Origin of the sequence: Pseudomonas sp. B23(2017) (assembly GCF_002113725.1) — a bacterium.
GTDB classification, from domain to species: Bacteria; Pseudomonadota; Gammaproteobacteria; order Pseudomonadales; family Pseudomonadaceae; genus Aquipseudomonas; species Aquipseudomonas putida_Z.
In genome coordinates this window covers 166,425-184,208 of the sequence record NZ_NEJM01000003.1, presented here as the reverse complement: position 1 = coordinate 184,208, position 17,784 = coordinate 166,425, and the positions used below count along the sequence as shown (strand labels likewise).

At 60.7% G+C, this 17,784-nt stretch carries 18 protein-coding genes; 16 read left to right on the top strand and 2 right to left on the bottom strand.

The window, feature by feature from the left end; translation table 11 throughout:
• Positions 1 to 114 precede the first annotated feature (114 nt).
• Positions 115 to 2,406 carry a beta-glucosidase BglX gene (gene bglX, locus CAG46_RS06555; RefSeq protein ID WP_085590337.1) on the bottom strand — a complete coding sequence of 764 codons (2,292 nt, stop codon included), beginning with the start codon at positions 2,404 to 2,406 and terminating at the stop codon, positions 115 to 117.
• A gap of 186 nt (positions 2,407 to 2,592) precedes the next feature.
• Between bglX and CAG46_RS06550 the strand changes: the two genes are divergently transcribed.
• The 4 genes from CAG46_RS06550 to CAG46_RS06535 all read left to right on the top strand — a co-directional run bounded on the left by CAG46_RS06550 (position 2,593) and on the right by CAG46_RS06535 (position 5,695).
• Complete coding sequence (locus tag CAG46_RS06550; protein WP_075046203.1) at positions 2,593 to 3,210, top strand: TPM domain-containing protein; 618 nt, start codon at positions 2,593 to 2,595, stop codon at positions 3,208 to 3,210.
• A gap of 294 nt (positions 3,211 to 3,504) precedes the next feature.
• Positions 3,505 to 4,719, top strand: a complete 1,215-nt coding sequence (locus CAG46_RS06545; RefSeq protein ID WP_085614256.1) for an SAM-dependent methyltransferase — start codon at positions 3,505 to 3,507, stop codon at positions 4,717 to 4,719.
• Positions 4,720 to 4,913: 194 nt separating this feature from the next.
• Complete coding sequence (locus CAG46_RS29045) at positions 4,914 to 5,189, top strand: hypothetical protein (RefSeq protein WP_080604900.1); 276 nt, start codon at positions 4,914 to 4,916, stop codon at positions 5,187 to 5,189.
• Between the two features lie 5 nt (positions 5,190 to 5,194).
• Entirely contained in the window at positions 5,195 to 5,695 is a 501-nt protein-coding gene (locus CAG46_RS06535; protein ID WP_025340462.1) for an AlpA family transcriptional regulator, read from the top strand.
• Here CAG46_RS06535 and CAG46_RS06530 read toward each other — a convergent pair.
• The gene (locus tag CAG46_RS06530) at positions 5,680 to 6,558 is read right to left on the bottom strand and encodes a DNA-binding response regulator (RefSeq protein ID WP_085614255.1); all 879 of its coding nucleotides are present in this window, start codon (positions 6,556 to 6,558) and stop codon (positions 5,680 to 5,682) included. The genes CAG46_RS06535 and CAG46_RS06530 overlap by 16 nt on opposite strands.
• A gap of 448 nt (positions 6,559 to 7,006) precedes the next feature.
• Here CAG46_RS06530 and CAG46_RS06525 point away from each other — a divergent pair, with 448 nt between their 5' ends.
• The 12 genes from CAG46_RS06525 (at position 7,007) to CAG46_RS06470 (ending at position 17,767) form a co-directional block, all read left to right on the top strand.
• Positions 7,007 to 7,198 carry a Flp family type IVb pilin gene (locus CAG46_RS06525; RefSeq protein ID WP_054571983.1) on the top strand — a complete coding sequence of 64 codons (192 nt, stop codon included), beginning with the start codon at positions 7,007 to 7,009 and terminating at the stop codon, positions 7,196 to 7,198.
• A 32-nt stretch (positions 7,199 to 7,230) separates the two neighbouring features.
• On the top strand, positions 7,231 to 7,761 hold the full coding sequence (locus tag CAG46_RS06520) for a prepilin peptidase (protein WP_085614373.1): 531 nt from the start codon (positions 7,231 to 7,233) through the stop codon (positions 7,759 to 7,761).
• Positions 7,762 to 7,763: 2 nt separating this feature from the next.
• Positions 7,764 to 9,092 (top strand): AAA family ATPase, encoded by a 1,329-nt coding sequence (locus tag CAG46_RS06515; protein WP_085614254.1) that lies wholly within the window; start codon positions 7,764 to 7,766, stop codon positions 9,090 to 9,092.
• Positions 9,093 to 9,104: 12 nt separating this feature from the next.
• Complete coding sequence (gene cpaB / locus CAG46_RS06510; RefSeq protein ID WP_085614253.1) at positions 9,105 to 9,917, top strand: Flp pilus assembly protein CpaB; 813 nt, start codon at positions 9,105 to 9,107, stop codon at positions 9,915 to 9,917.
• A gap of 87 nt (positions 9,918 to 10,004) precedes the next feature.
• Complete coding sequence (locus tag CAG46_RS06505; protein WP_085614252.1) at positions 10,005 to 11,492, top strand: type II and III secretion system protein family protein; 1,488 nt, start codon at positions 10,005 to 10,007, stop codon at positions 11,490 to 11,492.
• A 15-nt stretch (positions 11,493 to 11,507) separates the two neighbouring features.
• Positions 11,508 to 11,789 (top strand): hypothetical protein, encoded by a 282-nt coding sequence (locus CAG46_RS06500; protein ID WP_085614251.1) that lies wholly within the window; start codon positions 11,508 to 11,510, stop codon positions 11,787 to 11,789.
• A gap of 11 nt (positions 11,790 to 11,800) precedes the next feature.
• Positions 11,801 to 13,144 carry a TadE/TadG family type IV pilus assembly protein gene (locus CAG46_RS06495; protein ID WP_371917534.1) on the top strand — a complete coding sequence of 448 codons (1,344 nt, stop codon included), beginning with the start codon at positions 11,801 to 11,803 and terminating at the stop codon, positions 13,142 to 13,144.
• Between the two features lie 9 nt (positions 13,145 to 13,153).
• The gene (locus CAG46_RS06490; RefSeq protein ID WP_085614249.1) at positions 13,154 to 13,624 is read left to right on the top strand and encodes a TadE/TadG family type IV pilus assembly protein; all 471 of its coding nucleotides are present in this window, start codon (positions 13,154 to 13,156) and stop codon (positions 13,622 to 13,624) included.
• Positions 13,624 to 14,127 carry a TadE/TadG family type IV pilus assembly protein gene (locus tag CAG46_RS06485; RefSeq protein ID WP_085590319.1) on the top strand — a complete coding sequence of 168 codons (504 nt, stop codon included), beginning with the start codon at positions 13,624 to 13,626 and terminating at the stop codon, positions 14,125 to 14,127. Before CAG46_RS06490 ends, CAG46_RS06485 begins: the two co-directional genes overlap by 1 nt.
• Positions 14,121 to 15,338 carry an AAA family ATPase gene (locus CAG46_RS06480; protein WP_085590317.1) on the top strand — a complete coding sequence of 406 codons (1,218 nt, stop codon included), beginning with the start codon at positions 14,121 to 14,123 and terminating at the stop codon, positions 15,336 to 15,338. The genes CAG46_RS06485 and CAG46_RS06480 overlap by 7 nt, the downstream gene beginning before the upstream one ends.
• A gap of 3 nt (positions 15,339 to 15,341) precedes the next feature.
• Positions 15,342 to 16,784, top strand: coding sequence for a CpaF family protein (locus CAG46_RS06475; protein WP_085614248.1), 1,443 nt, complete (start codon positions 15,342 to 15,344; stop codon positions 16,782 to 16,784).
• A complete protein-coding gene (locus tag CAG46_RS06470) occupies positions 16,781 to 17,767 on the top strand; it encodes a type II secretion system F family protein (protein ID WP_085614247.1) in 987 nt (328 codons plus the stop codon). The genes CAG46_RS06475 and CAG46_RS06470 overlap by 4 nt, the downstream gene beginning before the upstream one ends.
• Positions 17,768 to 17,784: the final 17 nt, after the last annotated feature.

Here is a 17,784-nt window from a genome sequence, read left to right as displayed (position 1 = left end):
GGGCCTCTTCGCGGGTGAACCCGCTCCCACAGGTATCGCGCAGGCCATCTGCTTGCGGAGTACCTGTGGGAGCGGGTTTACCCGCGAAGGGGCCGGTACAGGCAAACCTGTCAGTTACAGCAGTTCAAAGCTCTGCTGCTGCACCGCCTGGGAATCCAGCCCGACCTGGACATTGAATTCCCCTGGCTCGGCAACCCGCTGCAGTTGGCCATTGTAGAACTTCAGGTCTTCTTCGCTGATGCGGAAGCTCAACGTGCGCGATTCGCCAGGCTTGAGCATCAGCTTCTGGAAGTTCTTCAGTTCCTTCACCGGGCGGCTCATCGATGCCGATACATCCTGCAGGTACAGCTGCACCACGGTCTCGCCTGCCACCTTGCCGGTGTTCTTCACTGTCACCTTGGCTTCCAGCGTGTCGCCACGCTTGAGGTCCTTGTTCGACAGCTTCAGCCCCGACAGCTCGAAGCTGCTGTAGCTCAGGCCATAGCCGAACGGGTACAGCGGGCCATTGGGCTCCTCGAAGTACTGCGAGGTGTAGTTGCCCGGCTTGCCCGGCGTGAAGGGCCGGCCAATACGGGTGTGGTTGTAGTACATCGGGATCTGCCCGACCGAACGCGGGAAGGTGATGGCCAGCTTGCCGGACGGGTTGTAATCGCCGAACAGCACGTCGGCGATCGCGTTGCCGCCTTCGGTACCGGCGAACCAGGTTTCCAGAATGGCGTCGGCCTGCTCGCGCTCCCAGGCAATCGACAGTGGGCGGCCGTTCATCAGCACCAGCACCAGCGGCTTGCCGGTGGCCTTCAGGGCCTTGATCAGCTCCCGCTGGCTGGCGGGGATTTCCAGGGTGGTACGGCTCGACGACTCGTGGGACATGCCGCGGGATTCACCGACCACTGCCACCACCACATCGGACTGCTTCGCCGCCTTCACCGCCTCGTCGATCAGCACCGCGGGCGGGCGCGGGTCGTCGACGATTTCCGGGGCATCGAAGTTGAGGAAGTTCAGGTAATCGAACATCGCCTTGTCGCCGGTGACGTTGGAACCTTTGGCGTAGACCAGCTTGGCCTTGCCCTCCACGGCGCGGCGCAAGCCTTCGCGCACGGTCACCGAGTGCACTGGTTTGCCGTCGGCAGCCCAGCTGCCCATCATGTCGATCGGGGCATCGGCCAGCGGGCCGACCAGGGCGATGGTGCCGGCCTTTTTCAGCGGCAGGGTCTGGTTGCGGTTTTCCAGCAGCACCAGGCTGCGGCGCGCCACGTCACGCGCGGCGTCGCGGTGCAGGCGGTCGTTGCCGTAGTAGTCCTTCAGGTCGGTTTCAGCCTTGCCGATGCGCACGTACGGGTCCTTGAACAGGCCCATGTCGTACTTGGCACCCAGCACTTCGCGCACCGCCTGGTCCAGCTCGCCCTGGGTCACTTCGCCGGACTTCAGCAGGCCTGGCAGCTCTTCGCCGTACAGGGTGTCGTTCATGCTCATGTCGATGCCGGCCTTGATCGCCAGCTTGGCGGCTTCGCGGCCATCGCGGGCGACGCCATGGCGGATCAGCTCCTGGATGGCGCCGTGGTCGCTGATGGTCACGCCCTTGAAGCCCCACTCCTTGCGCAGCAGGTCGTTCATCAGCCAGGTGTTGGAGGTGGCAGGCACGCCGTTGATCGAGTTCAGCGCCACCATCACCCCGCCGGCACCAGCGTCAAGCGCGGCGCGGTAGGGTGGCAGGTAGTCGTTGTACATTTTCGGCAGGCTCATATCGACCGTGTTGTAGTCGCGCCCGCCTTCCACCGCGCCATACAGGGCGAAGTGCTTGACGATGGCCATGATGCTGTCGGGGTTGGCCGGGCTGCTGCCCTGGAACGAGCGGACCATCACCTGGCCGATCTTCGAGGTCAGGTAGGTGTCTTCGCCAAAGCCTTCACTGGTGCGGCCCCAGCGCGGATCGCGGGCGATGTCGACCATCGGTGCGAAGGTCATGTCCAGGGCGTCGGCCGCGGCTTCGATGGCGGCGGTGCGGCCGACCTTGGCGACGGCGTCCATGTCCCAGGTCGCGGCCATGCCCAGGCCGATCGGGAAAATGGTGCGCTCGCCGTGGACGGTATCGTAGGCGAAGAACATCGGGATCTTCAGGCGGCTGCGCATGGCAGCGTCCTGCATCGGCCGGTTCTCAGGCGCGGTACGCGAGTTGAAGGTGCCACCGATGCGGCCGGCGGCGATTTCCTCGCGAATCTTGTCGTGGGGCATTTCCGGGCCGATGCTGATCAGGCGCAGCTGGCCGATCTTCTCGGCTTCGGTCATCTGGCTGATCAGATGGTCGATGAACGCCTGCTTGTCCTGCAGGGGCGGGGCGGAGGGGGCGGCGAGGGCCGCCTGACTGGCAAGGCCCATGGCCAGGCCCAGCAAAGACAGTTTCATCATCAATTCCGTTGTGGGGCCTCTGCCGTATCCACGGTGATACGCGCGCGGCCGAAGTTTTCAGGCGGCTATTGTTGTACGATTTGCAGGCATTTCTTCCAGCGGCGGATTATGCCTGAATATGTCGCCTGCGGACGAAGCCCCGAATGCCGGGACAACAACTATAAGAACGCTCAAGAGACCGACGGCATGACCCCCCTCGACGAATACCATCAGCGCCAGATCGCCGAAGCCATTGCCCGTGCCGAACGGCGCACCGATGCCGAACTGGTGACGGTGCTGGCCCGCCGGGCCGATGACTACGCCTACTGGCCGTTGTTCTGGGCCGCCGTGCTGGCGCTGGCCGTGCCGGCCCTGTTGCACTGGCTGCTGGGTTGGCCCGGAGTGCGTGGCTTGCTGGTGGCCAATGTGCTGTTGTTCGTCGGCTTGTGCCTGCTGCTGCGCAGCCCACGCCTGGCCGGCTGGCTGATCCCCCGGGCCCTGCGCCGCTGGCGCGCCTCGCGCCTGGCCCGCCAGCAGTTTCGCGAACAGAACCTGCAGCGCACTGCTGGTGCCACGGGCGTACTGATCTTTGTCAGCGAGGCGGAGCGGCATGTGGAGATCCTGGTTGACCGCGGCATCGAGCACCACCTGGATGCCACCGCCCGCGCGGCCATCGTCGCTCGCTTTGCCGAACAGGTACGCCAGGGCCGCACCTTGCAGGGTTTTGTCGAGTGCATCGAGGCGTGCGGCGAACTGCTCAGCGAGCATGTGCCGCCTACCCATGCACGTAACGAGTTGCCCAACCGGTTGGTGATTCTCGATTGAGCCGAACCCCGATGGCTTGACGCGCCCTTAGAACTGCACATAACTCATTGAATTAGCAGGGACTCTGTGGGAGCGGCTTTAGCCGCGAACACCGGCGCAGCCGGTGCCATGCACCGAGTTGGATTCTTCGCGGCTAAAGCCGCTCCCACAGGGTACGCGTACCGCTTGCGAATTCAGTTCTCTACGCGACAGCGCAGCCCAAACGACTGGGCGATCTCCCACAGGAAGTTAGCCACCCTGTAGAATGCGCGCATTGCGCCATGCGCTCCCCGCTATCCGAGGCACCGTTTTTCCATGTCCGCCAGTTCTTCTGCCCCATCCGCGCCGGATGCGCGCACCCAGTTTCTCGACCTGCTGAACGCCGCCCTGCATGGCAATACCCTGGTCAAACTGGTATTGGCGCGCCATGTCGGTGCCGACCAGAGCTTGCAACGGATCATTGCCAAGCCGCTGCAGGTCAAGGGCCAGCCGTGCCTGTCGCTGGTCTATCGCCACCAGACCCGCGACATCACCCGCAACCTGGCGCTGGATCAGGCCCAGGCGCTGGTCGCCGAGTTGCTGCCGGACAGCTTCCGCAATGCGCACCTGTTCGACGCCGACGGTGAAGTGCAGTTGACCTTCAGCAAGAAGGGCAAGCCCATGCTCCAGCGCCACGGCGCACAGGCACCGCGCGAAGCTGCCAGCAGCAGCGGCCATGACCGCGAAAAGAAGCGCTATCTGGAGCTGTCGCGGCCATTCCTGCGTGACCTCGGCGTGACTGACGCACAAGGCGCGCTGATCCCGTCCATGTCGCGCAAGTGGAAGCAGATCAACAAGTTCATCGAAGTCTTCGACCACGCCCTGGCCAGCGCCCCGGTGCCGGCGGAGCAGGCGCTGCGGGTAGCCGACTTCGGCTCTGGCAAGGGCTACCTGACCTTTGCCATGCACGACTATCTGCGCAACAGCCTGGGCCGCGAAGCGCAGGTAACCGGCGTCGAGCTGCGCCAGGACATGGTCGACTTGTGCAACGCCGCCGCCTTGCGCCTGGAGCACCCGGGCCTGGAGTTCCAGTGTGGTGACGTGCGTAGCGTGGTGCCCGAGGCCATCGAGGTGATGATCGCCCTGCATGCCTGCGATATCGCCACCGACTACGCCATTCACACCGGCATCCGCTGCAACGCCGCGATCATCATGTGCTCGCCGTGCTGCCACAAGCAGATCCGCCCGCAACTGCACAGCCCGGGGTTGTTGCAACCGATGCTGCAGTACGGCCTGCACCTGGGCCAGCAGGCCGAGATGCTGACCGACAGCCTGCGTGCGCTGTACCTGGAAGCCTGCGGGTACGAGACCAAGGTGTTCGAGTTCATCTCGCTGGAGCACACCAACAAGAACAAGATGATTCTTGCGGTGAAGCGGCGCCAGGCAGGGGACAACGGCGCGTTGCTGGAGAAGATCGGGCAGCTCAAGGCGTTCTATGGAGTGCAGGAGCATTGCCTGGAGACGTTGTTGCGAGGGGACGGGTTGCTCTGATAGCACTGCTTGCTTCTACGGGCCTCTAAAACATTCTTCGGGTCGAAGTCCCGATTCCGCGTAGGACAATTCCCAACAGTTACTTACAGCGACTCCCAGCATCATCAATTCTGTAGTGTGGCGTGCACGCTTGCCGATTGGGCGGTTGTCATTTGACAACCTTTGGCATGCAAGTCCACACTGGAGAAAATCTGATGTCACGCCCCAGTCACGCCAGGAAGGAGGTTGAGCAGGCCTTGAGGCACGCTGAGTCAAAGGGATGGAGAGTAGTGGTGGGTGGGGGGCATTGTTGGGGGAAAATGTACTGCCCGTGGAACGATGCCCATTGTCGGTGTGGGGAGTTTTGCATTACCAGTATCTGGAGCACCCCGAGGAGCCCTGGCAATTTGGCGCGTCAGCTGAGGCGTGTGGTTGATAACTGTTCGGGCAGCAAAGTTGCCTTAGGCGCACCAAATGCCGGAGAGGAGTAGAAGCAGTGGAATATGAGTTCACCCTCAAGTATCAATTGAGCGAAAACGAAGATACCGACGCGCTACTGGAGCGTCTGGCTGAAGGCGGATGCGATGATGCGGTGGTTGGCGTAGGTCAACCGGGCCGCTTGGCGCTTGCCTTCATCCGCGAGTCCCCTACTGCGAAAGAGGCTATCGAGAGCGCTTTGAAAGATGTTTGCAGAGTGGTGCCAGGCGCTCGCCTCATCGAAGCGACCCCCGATCTTGTAGGGCTTTCCGACGTGGCTGAAATCATAGGCGTATCTCGGCAAAACATGCGGAAATTGATGTTGGCGCATTCACATAACTTCCCTGCCCCCGTGCACGATGGCAGCACTGCTCTCTGGCATCTTGCCGACATTCTGGTTTGGTTGCAGGCGCGGGGTAGCTACTCAATTGGCCAGGGCACCCTTGAACTGGCTCGCATAGCGATGGCAGTCAATATTTCAAGCGCATATGAGCGGGTAGTGCTTCAGCGATACTTGTGAGTCCCCGCGCCCTGCAACAAATTGTCTGCCACGGCTGCATTGGTATCTTTCAAGGGCTCGCTTTCGCTGGCCGTCGCTTCGAGCTGGCGGGCCTGGCGGTATTCGCTGGGCGTGCAGTTGCTGACCTGCTTGAAGGTGCGGGCGAAGTAGGACGGGTCCTTGAAGCCTGCCTCATAGCCGATGCTGGTAATCGGCATCTGGCTGTTGACGAGCAGGTCCATGGCCAGGTTCATGCGCTTGCTCAGGATGTAATCCAGAAACCCAACGCCGTTGACTTCCTTGAACAGGCGGCTGAAGCGGGCCGTGGTCATGCCGCAACGCTGCGCGAGGTCCTTTTGATCGACACATTCGCGAAAGTGCTGGTCGATGTACGGCATGACCTTGCTGAGCGCCTGGTGCTTGTGGTGTTCGCCGGTCAGGCGAATGCTGTCCGGCAGGGAGGGAAGGTGATCGATGCGCTGCGCATTGCCTGAGGGCTTGCTGGCGCGGCGTATGTCGCACAGCTGCTTGAGGACATCGATGTAGCGACTTTTCTCACCGCTTGTCAGCGGCAATACCAGATACTCCCAGACCCGCGAACGCATGGCCCAGACGGCCAACTCTTCGGAGTGCTGCACGGTGAACATGGTGACCGGGATGGATGGTGAGTTGCGTTTCACTTCCAGCAGCAGGTTGAGGTTGAGGGTGTCGGGGCGATCGAAATGCATGCAGATCATGTCTGCCTGCTGGCGTTCGGAATGCGCGACGGCCTTCGCCAGTTTGCAATCGCAGACATGGCTGAACTGTGCCATCAGCGCTTCGGTGGAATGATCGCGTGTCAGATCGAACCACAACAACAGCGGCTTTGTGCCCGGGTTAGACATCGTGACTTAACCTTAGTGCTGGGAGTTTCCCTACGAGCAGCAGTATTGTCAAAACACTATTAGTTCGACGAGCAATTTGGTTATTAACTTAGATCGTTTTTGCTTAAGGGGTTCTATACGTTTTGTAAAACCCTGATGTTAGACAGGTTCCGCAGCCAGGCTGGTCTTTGATCATGGCGACCGCTCGTCGGCTTTGAACAAACGTGCCAGAACCTTTCCCTGAGCCGACTGCAAATGCGTACGAAAGTGCTTCTCATATTGACGCTTGCTACCTGTTTTCCTGGTGGCAATGTCACTTTTTGGATGCTGGCCAATGGCCGCAAAAAAGTCCTAGCGATTCGCAAAAATCTCCTAACGACTGTCGCCTCCCCCTGACTAGGATTCCCAACAGGTAGTGCAACCGCCACTGCCCGCGAAGAAAAACAATGTCCTTAGCGAGGTGAGCGAAATGACTCTGCAAACAATCAAGGCTTCGGTCGTGAAGTTCGTCAAAGATGAAGATGGCCTGACCGTTGTGGAATATGCGGTGGCTGGTGGGTTGGTGACGGCACTTGTTGTTGGGATATTCACTAGTCTCGGAACTGCAGTGCAAACAAAGATGCAGACTCTCTGCACTGCCATCAAAGGGTCGGCGTGCTAATAGAAATAATCATCCAGCAGGGAGAGGCGGTGATGACCAGAGAGCAGTTGGTTATGACTGTTTTGCTGATGGGGCTGCTGGGTATCGCGGTGGCGAGCGACATTCGTCGCCACCGCATTCCCAACCTCCTGATTCTGGTGGGGCTGGGGTTGGGCTTGGCTGGTCAGGCTTACTCCGTCGGAGTCAGTGGTTTCGGTTATGGGTTGCTGGGGGTGCTGATTGCCTTCGCCATTTTTCTCCCAATGTACGCCTTGGGTGGGATGGCTGCCGGCGATGTCAAGCTGATGGCTATGGTCGGCGCTTTTCTTCCTTTGAACGGCGCGCTCAACGCGGCACTTCTGAGTCTGATTGCCGGATGTCTATGTGGTCTTCTTCTAATTCTAGTGCGTGGCCAATTACCGATGACCTTATCGCGTTACTGGTTGATGTTGAGAGCACAGGCGTATTTCGCGCCGGAGGCTGATGAGGTGGCCGGAAAGCCCTTCCCATACGCCGTGGCAATTCTTCTCGGAACCCTTGTCAGCCTTTTCTGGCAACCGCTGGCCTTTAGCCTAGGAGGCTGAAAATGTACGCACTCAGAGACAGCGGTGCCTGTGACAAGGACGCAGTGCAGAGCCTGGCACCACAACCTCGCACAGTCCGTGAGACTGGACTGGCGGAAAGCTTTCTCGGTGATTTGCTGTGCAAGCACCTGTACGACGCCGGTACGCTGGATCTGTCGCGCCTGGTCGAGCGCCTGGCGCTGACCGGTGCGGTGGTAGAGGAGATACTGGCTTTTCTACGCAAGGATGGCCGCGTTGAAGTACTGGGCCAGGTCGGTGTGCAAACGGGGGGGCAGGTGCTGCGTTACGGCTTGACCGAACGCGGCCGCGGTACCGCCCGTGATGCACTGGCGCGCAGCGGCTACATCGGCGCGGCGCCCTTCCCGGTAAGTGCCTATCGTGACCTGCTCAAGCTGCAGACCATCCACCATGGCCGCATCAGTACGCAGGACATGCACAAGGCCTTTGCGGGCGTAGTGCTGTCGGAGAGCATGCTCGACCAGCTAGGGGTAGCGCTGAACTCCGGACGCGCCATCATGATTTATGGCCCCGCAGGCACCGGCAAGACCTACGTCAGCAGCCGCCTGATCCGCCTGTTCGCCGAAGCCATCTGGGTACCCCATGCCATCGAGATCAACGAGTCGGTCATCGAGGTATACGACCCCCAGGTGCATCAGCGCCTGGAGGAAGAAAGCCAATCTACCAGCCTGTTGCTCAACGAAGGAATCGATCGTCGGCTGGTGCGCTGCAAACGCCCGGTTGTGATCACTGGCGGTGAGTTGGGAATGGAGCAACTGGACGTCCGCTTCGATCCCAGTACCCGTCAGTACCAGGCCTCCTTGCAACTCAAGGCCAGCAACGGCCTGTTCATCATCGATGACATGGGGCGCCAGCGCATGGCCCCGGCCGAACTGTTCAACCGCTGGATCGTGCCGATGGAAGAGAAGCGCGACTTCCTCAACCTGGGTGGCGGGCGCCATTGCGAGCTGCCGTTCGATCTGGTGCTGGTGTTCTCCACCAACCTCAACCCGCTGGAGTTGGCTGACGAAGCCTTCTTGCGGCGCATTGGCTACAAGCTGCAGTTCAGCTACCTGAAAGTCGATGAGTACGAACGCATCTGGCGTCAGGAATGCGAACGCCTGGGCCTGGCTTACGACCCGCTGCTGTTGCGTTACGCGCTACAGGCCCTGTACGAGGCAGAAGGCGTGCCGCTGGTGCCCTGCCACCCTCGCGATCTGCTGAACATGGCACTTGACCGCCAGCGTTACATGGGGGGCGAGGGGCCGTTGTCGGAGCAGGAGCTGAAATGGGCCTGGCAAAGCTACTTCGTGCAGATCGACTTCCTTGGATAAGGAGATGCAGACATGAGTGCCCGTACGCTGACCTTGGTTGCCGTGTCCCTGACCCTGGGGCTTGGCGCCGCCTTGATGGCGAACAACTGGCTCAATGGTCGGCTCAACGCCGCCCCGGATGACAACATGAAGAACGTGGCGGTCGCCACGGTGGAGATCCCGTTCGGGCAGATGATCGAGGCGCAGCAAGTCGCCATCGTGCGCATGCCCAAGGATGCGGTACCTGACGATGCCTTTGACAGCAATGAAAAGGTGGTTGGCAAGATTGCCACTTTTGCATTGTTGCGCGGCGATGTGCTGCGTAGCGCTCGCCTGGCCGAGCACCTGGGTGGCAGTACCCTGGCTTCGTTGATTGCTCCAGACAAGCGCGCCATTTCGGTGCGTGTGGATGATGTGGTCGGGGTGGGCGGGTTCCTGTTGCCGGGCAACCGGGTCGATGTTCTGGCAACCAAGCAAAGCAATGGCGGTAGTAATGACGCTGAATCCAGAACCATCCTCCAGGACCTCCGGGTATTGGCTGTGGACCAGACAGCGGGGACGGACAAGACCCAGCCGGTGGTGGTACGTGCCGTGACCCTGGAAATGTCGGCCAAAGAGGCCGAGGTGCTGGTCAGGGCGCAATCCGAAGGGAAGTTGCAATTGGCTCTGCGCAACCCGCTGGACGCTCAGAAGCAGGCGCCAGCCGTTGCCGCTGTCGAGCCGGTGAAGGCTGCAACGCCAGCATTCAAACCCCAAACAAGACCGGTGGTAAATCGCAGTAGTGACGGTGGCGCGGTCACCATCATCCGTGGGACTGAAGTTGAAGTAGCGAAAGCACGGTTCTAAAGCAGCTGGCGTCCGAATGGTTAACCTTCGGCAGGAACAAGAATACCTCGCAAGGAGTTGTGCATGAATACTTTGCAGAGACTAGGGATGTACCTGTTGTGCGGGCTGGGTACGCAGCTGCTGTTCGTCGGTGTGACGCAGGCTGCAGAACCAGGATCGGGATACAGCGCCATGCCGGCGGCCAACACCAACCTGGTCCAGGTGCCCATCTACAAGTCGCGGACGATCAGTGCTCGTACGCCGGTGAGGAAAATCTCGGTCGGCAACCCGGATATCGCCGATATCCTGATCACCAGCCCGACCCAGCTCTACCTGCTCGGCCGTTCCCTCGGCACTACCAACGTATTGCTGTGGGACAGCAACAACCGCTTGATCGAGACCATGGATGTGGAGGTCGTGCATGACCTCACCGGGCTCAAGACCAAACTGCACCAGCTGCTGCCCGAGGAGAACATCGAGGTGTTCAGCGCCCAGGGCGCGTTGGTACTGCGTGGCCAGGTGCGCAGCGCCGCGGCCATGGACACAGCGATGAAAGTGGCCAAGACCTATGCCGCGCAAACCTCGAGTGTTGTGCAAGGCAAGGGTGAAGCCGCCGAGGCGGCCCCGGCCCAGTCGCTGGAGGTGATCAACCTGCTCAGCGTCGGTGGCAGCCAGCAGGTGATGCTGGAAGTCAAAGTGGCAGAGATGCAGCGCAGCCTGATCAAGAACCTCAACGTGCGCTTCAATGCCCTTGGCTCATCCGGCAACTGGAGCGGTGGCGGGTTCAACAATGGTCAAGGACTGGGCCTGACTCCAGGCGGCGGGTCGATCCTTTCGCCAGGTTCGCTGATTGGTGGCGGCAAAGGCTTGTTCGCCCAGTTCCTGTCCGACGATTTCCTCTTCAATGTGGTGCTGGAAGCGTCCAAGGACAATGGTTCGGCCAAGGTGCTGGCAGAACCCACCCTCACCACACTGACCGGCCAGCAGGCGGAGTTCATTTCCGGTGGCGAGTTCCCTGTGCCGATCACCGAGGATGATGGCATCACCATCGAATACAAGGAATTCGGTGTCGGCGTGAAGTTCCTGCCGGTGGTGCTCGACTCCGGGCGTATCAACCTCAACCTGAATGTCTCGGTGAGCGAGCTTTCCAACGCCAACTCGCTGGTACTCGACACGGGCCTCAGCAGCATCCTGGGCGATGGAGTTTCCCAGGTTATTCCGTCGCTGACCAAGCGCAGCGCAGAGTCCACGGTCGAACTGGGCAATGGCCAGACCATTGCCATCGCCGGCTTGATCAGCGAAAACACTCGCGATTTCGTCAGCCGTTTCCCGGGTCTGGGGGACCTGCCGATACTCGGGCACCTGTTCCGCAGCCAATCGTTCATCAACGGTGAAACCGAACTGGTGATCCTGGTGACGCCGCACCTCGCCAAGCCCGTGGATGCCAAGGCGGTGCGCCTGCCCACCGAGAAGTTCGTCGAGCCCAGTGACCTGGACTTCTACCTGCTCGGCAAGACCAAGGGCAGTGAGCCGGGGCGCGCGGTGCCTGTCAGCCTCGGTGTCAGCGGTGGCAACTTTGGCCATGATCTGAACTGATCGGAGAGAACCAGCATGAGAACCATGATCGTGTGTTGCGCGCTGCTGTCGGGGGTGTCCGGTTGCATGTCGTACGACGAGGGGCGCGTCGGCCCGCTGGGTTACAGCGTCTACCAGACCACCTACCAGCAGATTGCCGACAAGCAGGTGGCCGCCAATCCAGGCACCGAGCTGCCTGCCGTCGGCGCCGATGGGCCGTTGCTGGAGAAGGTGATGAATGGTTATCGGGGGACGACTGGCGATGCGCAGCAGGTCGGTCAGCCGATCCAGATCCAAGTTACTGATTCAACTCGCTGATTGAGGGTGTGATCATGACTCCTCGAGCTCAACGGATGTTCACCGCGCCGCGAGGCCAACAGCGGGGGGCAGTGACTGTCATCATCGTCATCGCCTTGTTGGCGATACTGATGATGGCAGCGTTGGTGCTCGATGGCGGTCACATGTTGTTGAACAAGACTCGACTGCAGAATGCCGTGGACGCCGCCGCCCTCAGTGGCGCCAAGACCCTGAGCCAGGTGATGGGCACTGGCAATTCTGCCAGTACCACGCGAGCAGCCGCGCTCTTCACCCTCAACGAAAATGCCAAGGCCGCTGGCAACATGGAGCTGTTGACGGCAATCGGCGGCAACCCTGGCGGATTTGCCGTGGTGGAGTTGGCAGACAATGTCTATGGGCCTTTCTCCTTCCCCGGGCCGGCCAATGCCACCTATGTGCGGGTCTCGGTATCGAACTACTCACTGGCGGGCTTTTTCTGGAGCTTCGCCCAGTCAATCGGTACAGGAACCGTGGGGACCAAAAGTGTGACGGCGATTGCCACCGCCGGGCCGAGCCCCACCAGTCCATGTGATCTTGCGCCGCTGCTGGTGTGTGGGGACCCGACCAAATACACCCCGGATACAGGCATGTTCTGGGGGTATCGCTTTGGTGACCTGGAGGTCTTGAAATCAGCTTCCAAGGACAGCGACCCGATTGGCCCGGGCAATTTTCAGCTGCTCGATTTTGGCTCGGGCGGCAAGGAGGTTGGCGAACTCATGGCTGGTGGCGCCTCGGCTTGCCGAAATGTCGGTGACAACGCCGCTACCAAGCCTGGCAACACGGTTGGCCCTGCTGTGAAAGGCCTGAATACTCGCTTCGGGCAGTATGCCGGGTCGCTCAATAGCTCGGACTATCCGCCAGACCTGGTGACGACCTATAGCAACCCGGTAATGAAGTACAACGACGCAATCACGCCTAACCAAGTGGAGCAGCAGGGCCAAGTCGTCACTTCGAGCAATGGCAACCTGTCTGCTGGCGGCACGCCGCTGTTCGACTACAACGACTATGCCGCGCAGACCGCCGCATGTGTCGCAGGCGGTACGGGTTGCCAGTCGGGCGGAGTTTTCGAGCGACGGATGCTGAAGATCGTGGTAGGCGACTGCTCGGGCAAGAATTCGGGGGCATCATCGATTCCGGTCCTTGGTTTCGGTTGCTTCTATGTGGTGCAGCCTGCCGACAACTCAGGTGGGGATTCGCAGATCTTCGGCCAGTTCGTCAAGCAATGCGAGGGTGACGGCGTGCCTGGGCCTACGCCGCAGGACGATTCCGGCCCGCAGATCATCCAGTTGTACAAAACCTTTATCAGTGGCAGTGGCACACCGAGCACCGATTCCTAGGAGCGTGTCATGGAACTTTATCGGCTCAAGCGTGCACAGCGTCAGCAAGGGGTGGCAATCGTCGAGTTCACCATCACCCTGCCACTGTTGCTCCTGACCTTGCTGGCTTTCGGCGAATTTGGCCGCATGCTTTACCAGTACAACAGCTTGCTGCAGGGCAGCCGGGATGCCGCACGCTTTGTCGCCAGCCAGGCCTGGAACTCGACTCTGGGCAAGGTCGAAGTGAGCGCCGACCTCGAGTGCATGACCAAGTACGTGGCGGTGTACGGTGCACCCTCCGCGCCGCCCTGCAGCCTGACCGGGATGCCTGCCAACACTACCGTGCAGGTTGCCAAGGTGGCGGGTACCAACGACCACGTGCAGGTGACCATCAGCGCGGTCTTTTCCCCGCTGATAGCCAGCGGTATTCCGGCGTTTATCGGCAACGGCACGGCGCTGAACTTCCCGTTGGTCGCCACCACTGTGATGAGGGCACTGTGATGAAGCGCAGAGGCATGCAGGGCGTTTACGTGGTGGAGTTCGCCATCGTCAGTGCGTTGATGTTCACGCTGCTGTTCGGGGTGCTGGAAATAGGCCGGCTGTACTACACCGTGAATGTGCTGAATGAGTCCGTTCGGCGTGGCGCACGGCTGGCAGCGGTGTGCAATATCAGCGATCCGGTGGTGCTGCGCCGGGCAATATTCAACAGTGCGGGCGACAGCGGAGCCAGTGGCCTGCTGGCCGACCTGGACACTTCGGACCTTACCCTGCGTTATCTGGACAAGAACGGTGCACAGGTCGCCAACCCCGGTGATCTGGTGAACGCCACCGGGTTTGCCGCTGTCCGCTATGTCCAGCTGACGCTGCAGAACTTTCAATTCAGCCTGTTTATTCCGGGGTTTGGGGTGCCCATTACCCTGCCAGTATTCAAGGCGACCTTACCTCGCGAGAGCCTCGGGCGTCATACCGGGGCGGGTGTCGTACCGGAGATCACGCCATGCTGAATCTTAGGGAGAGTTCCGTATCCGCTACTTCCATCAAGCCCGGGATGCGTCTGTTGATCAGCAGTTCCGACGCCTTGGCCTTGCGTCAATTACAAGAAATCTGTCAGCGCATCTCCGGTCTGGAGGTGAATGTTCGTCAGGTGAGCAATGGGCATTGCGACCCGCTTTACGGGCTCGACCGGATGCCCGATTTCCTGCTGCTGCGCGTTGGCCAGCTGTGGCGTGAGGAACTGGCAGCCTTGTTGCAACGCCCGGCCCATGAGCGCCCCCCACTGTTGGTGTGTGGCCTGCTGGACGATCGGGAAGGCATGCGCCTGGCGATGCAGGCCGGTGCGCGCGATTTTCTGCCGGAGCCTATCGTTGCCACGGAGCTTATCGCTGCCTTGAACCGTATGGTCATGGAAACCCAGACCAACAGCACGGCAACAGGCAAACTGGTCGCGGTGATGAATGCCAAGGGGGGCTCCGGCGGAACTGTGCTGGCTTGCAACCTGGCGCATCAGCTCAGCCTCAAGGGCAACACCCTGTTGCTTGACCTGGACCTGCAGTTTGGCAGCGTGTCGCATCATCTGGATGTGGCGCAGTCGCACAGCCAACTGGACGTGTTGCAGCAGATAAAAGAAATGGATGGTGTTGCACTGCGCGGCTTCTGCAGCCATTTCAGCCCGTCCTTGCATGTGCTTGGCAGCCGCGCCAATGAGCTGTGCCTGCCGCAGGATGTCCAGGCCGAACAGCTCGATGCGCTGCTGCAGCTGGCGCGGGCCAACTATGACTGGGTGGTGACGGACTTGCCGCGGCAGATCGATCACATCACCGCTTCGGTGCTGGAGCAGGCCGACCGGGTGTACGTCGTGGTGCAGCAGAGCGTCAACCACCTGCGCGACGCCAGTTCCCTGGCGCGCATTCTGCGCGATGACCTGGGCGTACGCGGCAATCAGCTGGAGGTGGTGGTCAACCGTTACGACAAGGCGGCACCGGTCAGCCTCAAGGATATCGGCGAGGCGCTGCGTTGCACCAATATCGTGAAACTGCCGAATGACTTCAGCGTCATCAATCAGAGCCAGAACACGGGTGTGCCATTAGGCCTGCAAGCACCTCGCTCCGCGATCACCCAGGCGCTGCGTGGGCTGGCCGAGGAATTGGTTGGCAAGCAGGTGGATACTGACACGGGACTGTTCAAACGCGCCTTCAAGCGTGTTTTTCGGGGGTGAACCATGCTTAGCGATTTCCGTAACCGTTTGCGCAAACAGGCAGCCACCCCCGAGGCGTTGACGCCGTCGAAGCAGGGTGGAGGCGCGAAGGACCAGGCAGAGGCGTTGATGGCGTGGGAACATTCGGCACCGGATGTTCTGTTTGAAACGAAAAGCCAGGTCACATCGGTGGAAGCCGAGTGGCGGGAGAAGACCTATCAGCAACTGCTCAAGGTCATGGACCTGTCCTTGCTCGATTCGCTCGAGCAGGCCGAGGCCGTGCGGCAGATCCGTGATATCTGCCAGCGTCTGCTCGATGAGCATTCGGCGCCGGTAAGCTCTGCCAGCCGCCAGTTGATCATCAAGCAGATCACCGACGAAGTGCTTGGTCTTGGCCCGCTGGAGCCGCTGCTGGCCGACCACACGGTTTCCGATATCCTGGTCAACGGACATGACTCGGTATACGTCGAACGGTTCGGCAAGTTGCAGCGCACCGATGTGCGTTTTCGCGATGATCAGCACCTGCTGAATATCATCGACCGCATTGTTTCCAGCCTCGGCCGGCGTATCGACGAGTCTTCGCCGTTGGTCGACGCACGGCTCAAGGACGGTTCACGGGTCAATGCGATCATCCCGCCGCTGGCCATCGATGGGCCGAGCATCTCGATCCGACGCTTTGCGGTGGAGCTGCTCAATATCGACAGCCTGATTCAGGCCGGCGCCCTTACCCCGGCCATCGCGCTGATGCTCAAGGCGATCGTGCGAGGCCGGCTGAACGTGCTGATCTCTGGCGGCACCGGCTGCGGCAAGACCACCATGCTCAATGTGCTGTCCAGTTTCATTCCCCACAACGAGCGTATTGTCACCATCGAGGACTCGGCCGAGCTGCAGCTGCAGCAGCCGCATGTGGTGCGCCTGGAAACACGGCCGGCGAACATCGAGGGGCGCGGCGAGGTGGGCCAGCGTGAGCTGGTGCGCAACAGCCTGCGGATGCGCCCGGACCGTATCGTGATCGGCGAGGTGCGTGGTGCCGAGGCGTTGGACATGCTGACGGCGATGAACACTGGTCACGATGGTTCACTGACTACCATCCACGCCAACACCGCGCGCGATGCGCTGGGCCGGGTCGAGAACATGGTCTTGATGTCTGGCGCTACTTTCCCGATCAAGGCCATGCGCCAGCAGATCGCATCGGCCATCGATGTGGTGATCCAGCTGGAGCGACAGGAAGACGGCAAGCGGCGGTTGGTCAGTGTGCAGGAGATCAACGGCATGGAGGGCGAAATCATCACCATGACCGAGATATTCTCGTTCGTCCGCAATGGCCTGGGCGAGCAGGGCCAGGTGCTCGGCGACTTCCGGCCAAGTGGCATGGTCCCGGCCTTTCGCGATTCTTTGGCCAAGCGCGGGATCGAGTTGCCGTTGACTATGTTCAGACCGGAATGGATGGAGGTTGGTCAGCCATGAGCCAGATACCCGTTGAATACATCCTGATATTTCTAGGCATGGTGTTTGTTGCCGTGTTTCTCCTCAGCCAAGGATTGGTGGTGCCGGTGTTCGGCGAGGCGGGCAAAGTACGCAAACGTATTCGTAGCCGACTGGTGATCCTGGAGCGGGCAAGCCATCTGCCGAACATGCAGACTGTGCTGCGGCAGAAGTACCTGACCCGCTTGTCGCCGCTGGAGGCGCGGCTCGAGCAGTTACCCTTCATGGCGTCGCTGACGCAAATGATCGAGCAAGCCGGGCATGAGTACCGGGCCTATCGGGTATTGCTGATGGGGCTCGTTCTGGCAGCGGCTGCCGGGATGCTGGCCTGGATGTTCTTTCCTTACTGGTGGTTGGCGCTGGCGGTAGCGTTCGTGGCGTTCTGGTTGCCGCTGCTGAAAATCACCCATGACCGTGGCATGCGTTTCGCCAGATTCGAGGAGGGTTTGCCGGATGCGCTGGAAGCCATGTGCCGGGCATTGCGCGCTGGGCATCCCTTCAATGAAACCCTGCGCCTGGTGGCAGAGGAGCACAAGGGACCGGTGGCGCATGAATTCGGCCTGACCTTCGCCGATATCAACTACGGTAACGATGTGCGCCGGGCCATGCTTGGCCTGCTGGAACGGGTGCCGAGTATGACGGTGATGATGATGGTGACTTCGATCCTCATTCACCGCGAGACTGGCGGCAACCTGACCGAAGTTCTGGAGCGTCTGAGTAGCCTGATCCGGGGGCGTTTTCGCTTTCAACGCAAAGTCAAGACCATGTCGGCCGAAGGGCGAATGTCGGCTTGGGTGCTGGTGGCCGTACCCTTTGTGCTGGCGGCGGGGATCATGCTCACTAGCCCCACGTATTTGCCAACGCTGGTCAACGATCCTTTCGGCCAAAAGCTTATCATGGCGGCTTTTGGCTCCATGCTGGTCGGGATCTTCTGGATTCGCAAAATCATCCGAATCCAGGTTTAAGCAGTTCTCGCAACGGG

Excerpts from the sequence above, each read along its gene's own strand:
- CAG46_RS06550 (WP_075046203.1), top strand. The coding sequence starts at position 2,593 with ATGACCCCCCTCGACGAATACCATCAGCGCCAGATCGCCGAAGCCATT.
- bglX (WP_085590337.1), bottom strand. The coding sequence starts at position 2,406 with ATGATGAAACTGTCTTTGCTGGGCCTGGCCATGGGCCTTGCCAGTCAG.
- CAG46_RS06515 (WP_085614254.1), top strand. The coding sequence starts at position 7,764 with ATGTACGCACTCAGAGACAGCGGTGCCTGTGACAAGGACGCAGTGCAG.
- CAG46_RS29045 (WP_080604900.1), top strand. The coding sequence starts at position 4,914 with ATGTCACGCCCCAGTCACGCCAGGAAGGAGGTTGAGCAGGCCTTGAGG.
- CAG46_RS06480 (WP_085590317.1), top strand. The coding sequence starts at position 14,121 with ATGCTGAATCTTAGGGAGAGTTCCGTATCCGCTACTTCCATCAAGCCC.
- CAG46_RS06490 (WP_085614249.1), top strand. The coding sequence starts at position 13,154 with ATGGAACTTTATCGGCTCAAGCGTGCACAGCGTCAGCAAGGGGTGGCA.
- CAG46_RS06485 (WP_085590319.1), top strand. The coding sequence starts at position 13,624 with ATGAAGCGCAGAGGCATGCAGGGCGTTTACGTGGTGGAGTTCGCCATC.
- CAG46_RS06500 (WP_085614251.1), top strand. The coding sequence starts at position 11,508 with ATGAGAACCATGATCGTGTGTTGCGCGCTGCTGTCGGGGGTGTCCGGT.
- CAG46_RS06505 (WP_085614252.1), top strand. The coding sequence starts at position 10,005 with ATGTACCTGTTGTGCGGGCTGGGTACGCAGCTGCTGTTCGTCGGTGTG.
- CAG46_RS06525 (WP_054571983.1), top strand. The coding sequence starts at position 7,007 with ATGACTCTGCAAACAATCAAGGCTTCGGTCGTGAAGTTCGTCAAAGAT.
- CAG46_RS06530 (WP_085614255.1), bottom strand. The coding sequence starts at position 6,558 with ATGTCTAACCCGGGCACAAAGCCGCTGTTGTTGTGGTTCGATCTGACA.
- cpaB (WP_085614253.1), top strand. The coding sequence starts at position 9,105 with ATGAGTGCCCGTACGCTGACCTTGGTTGCCGTGTCCCTGACCCTGGGG.
- CAG46_RS06470 (WP_085614247.1), top strand. The coding sequence starts at position 16,781 with ATGAGCCAGATACCCGTTGAATACATCCTGATATTTCTAGGCATGGTG.
- CAG46_RS06475 (WP_085614248.1), top strand. The coding sequence starts at position 15,342 with ATGCTTAGCGATTTCCGTAACCGTTTGCGCAAACAGGCAGCCACCCCC.
- CAG46_RS06520 (WP_085614373.1), top strand. The coding sequence starts at position 7,231 with ATGACCAGAGAGCAGTTGGTTATGACTGTTTTGCTGATGGGGCTGCTG.
- CAG46_RS06545 (WP_085614256.1), top strand. The coding sequence starts at position 3,505 with ATGTCCGCCAGTTCTTCTGCCCCATCCGCGCCGGATGCGCGCACCCAG.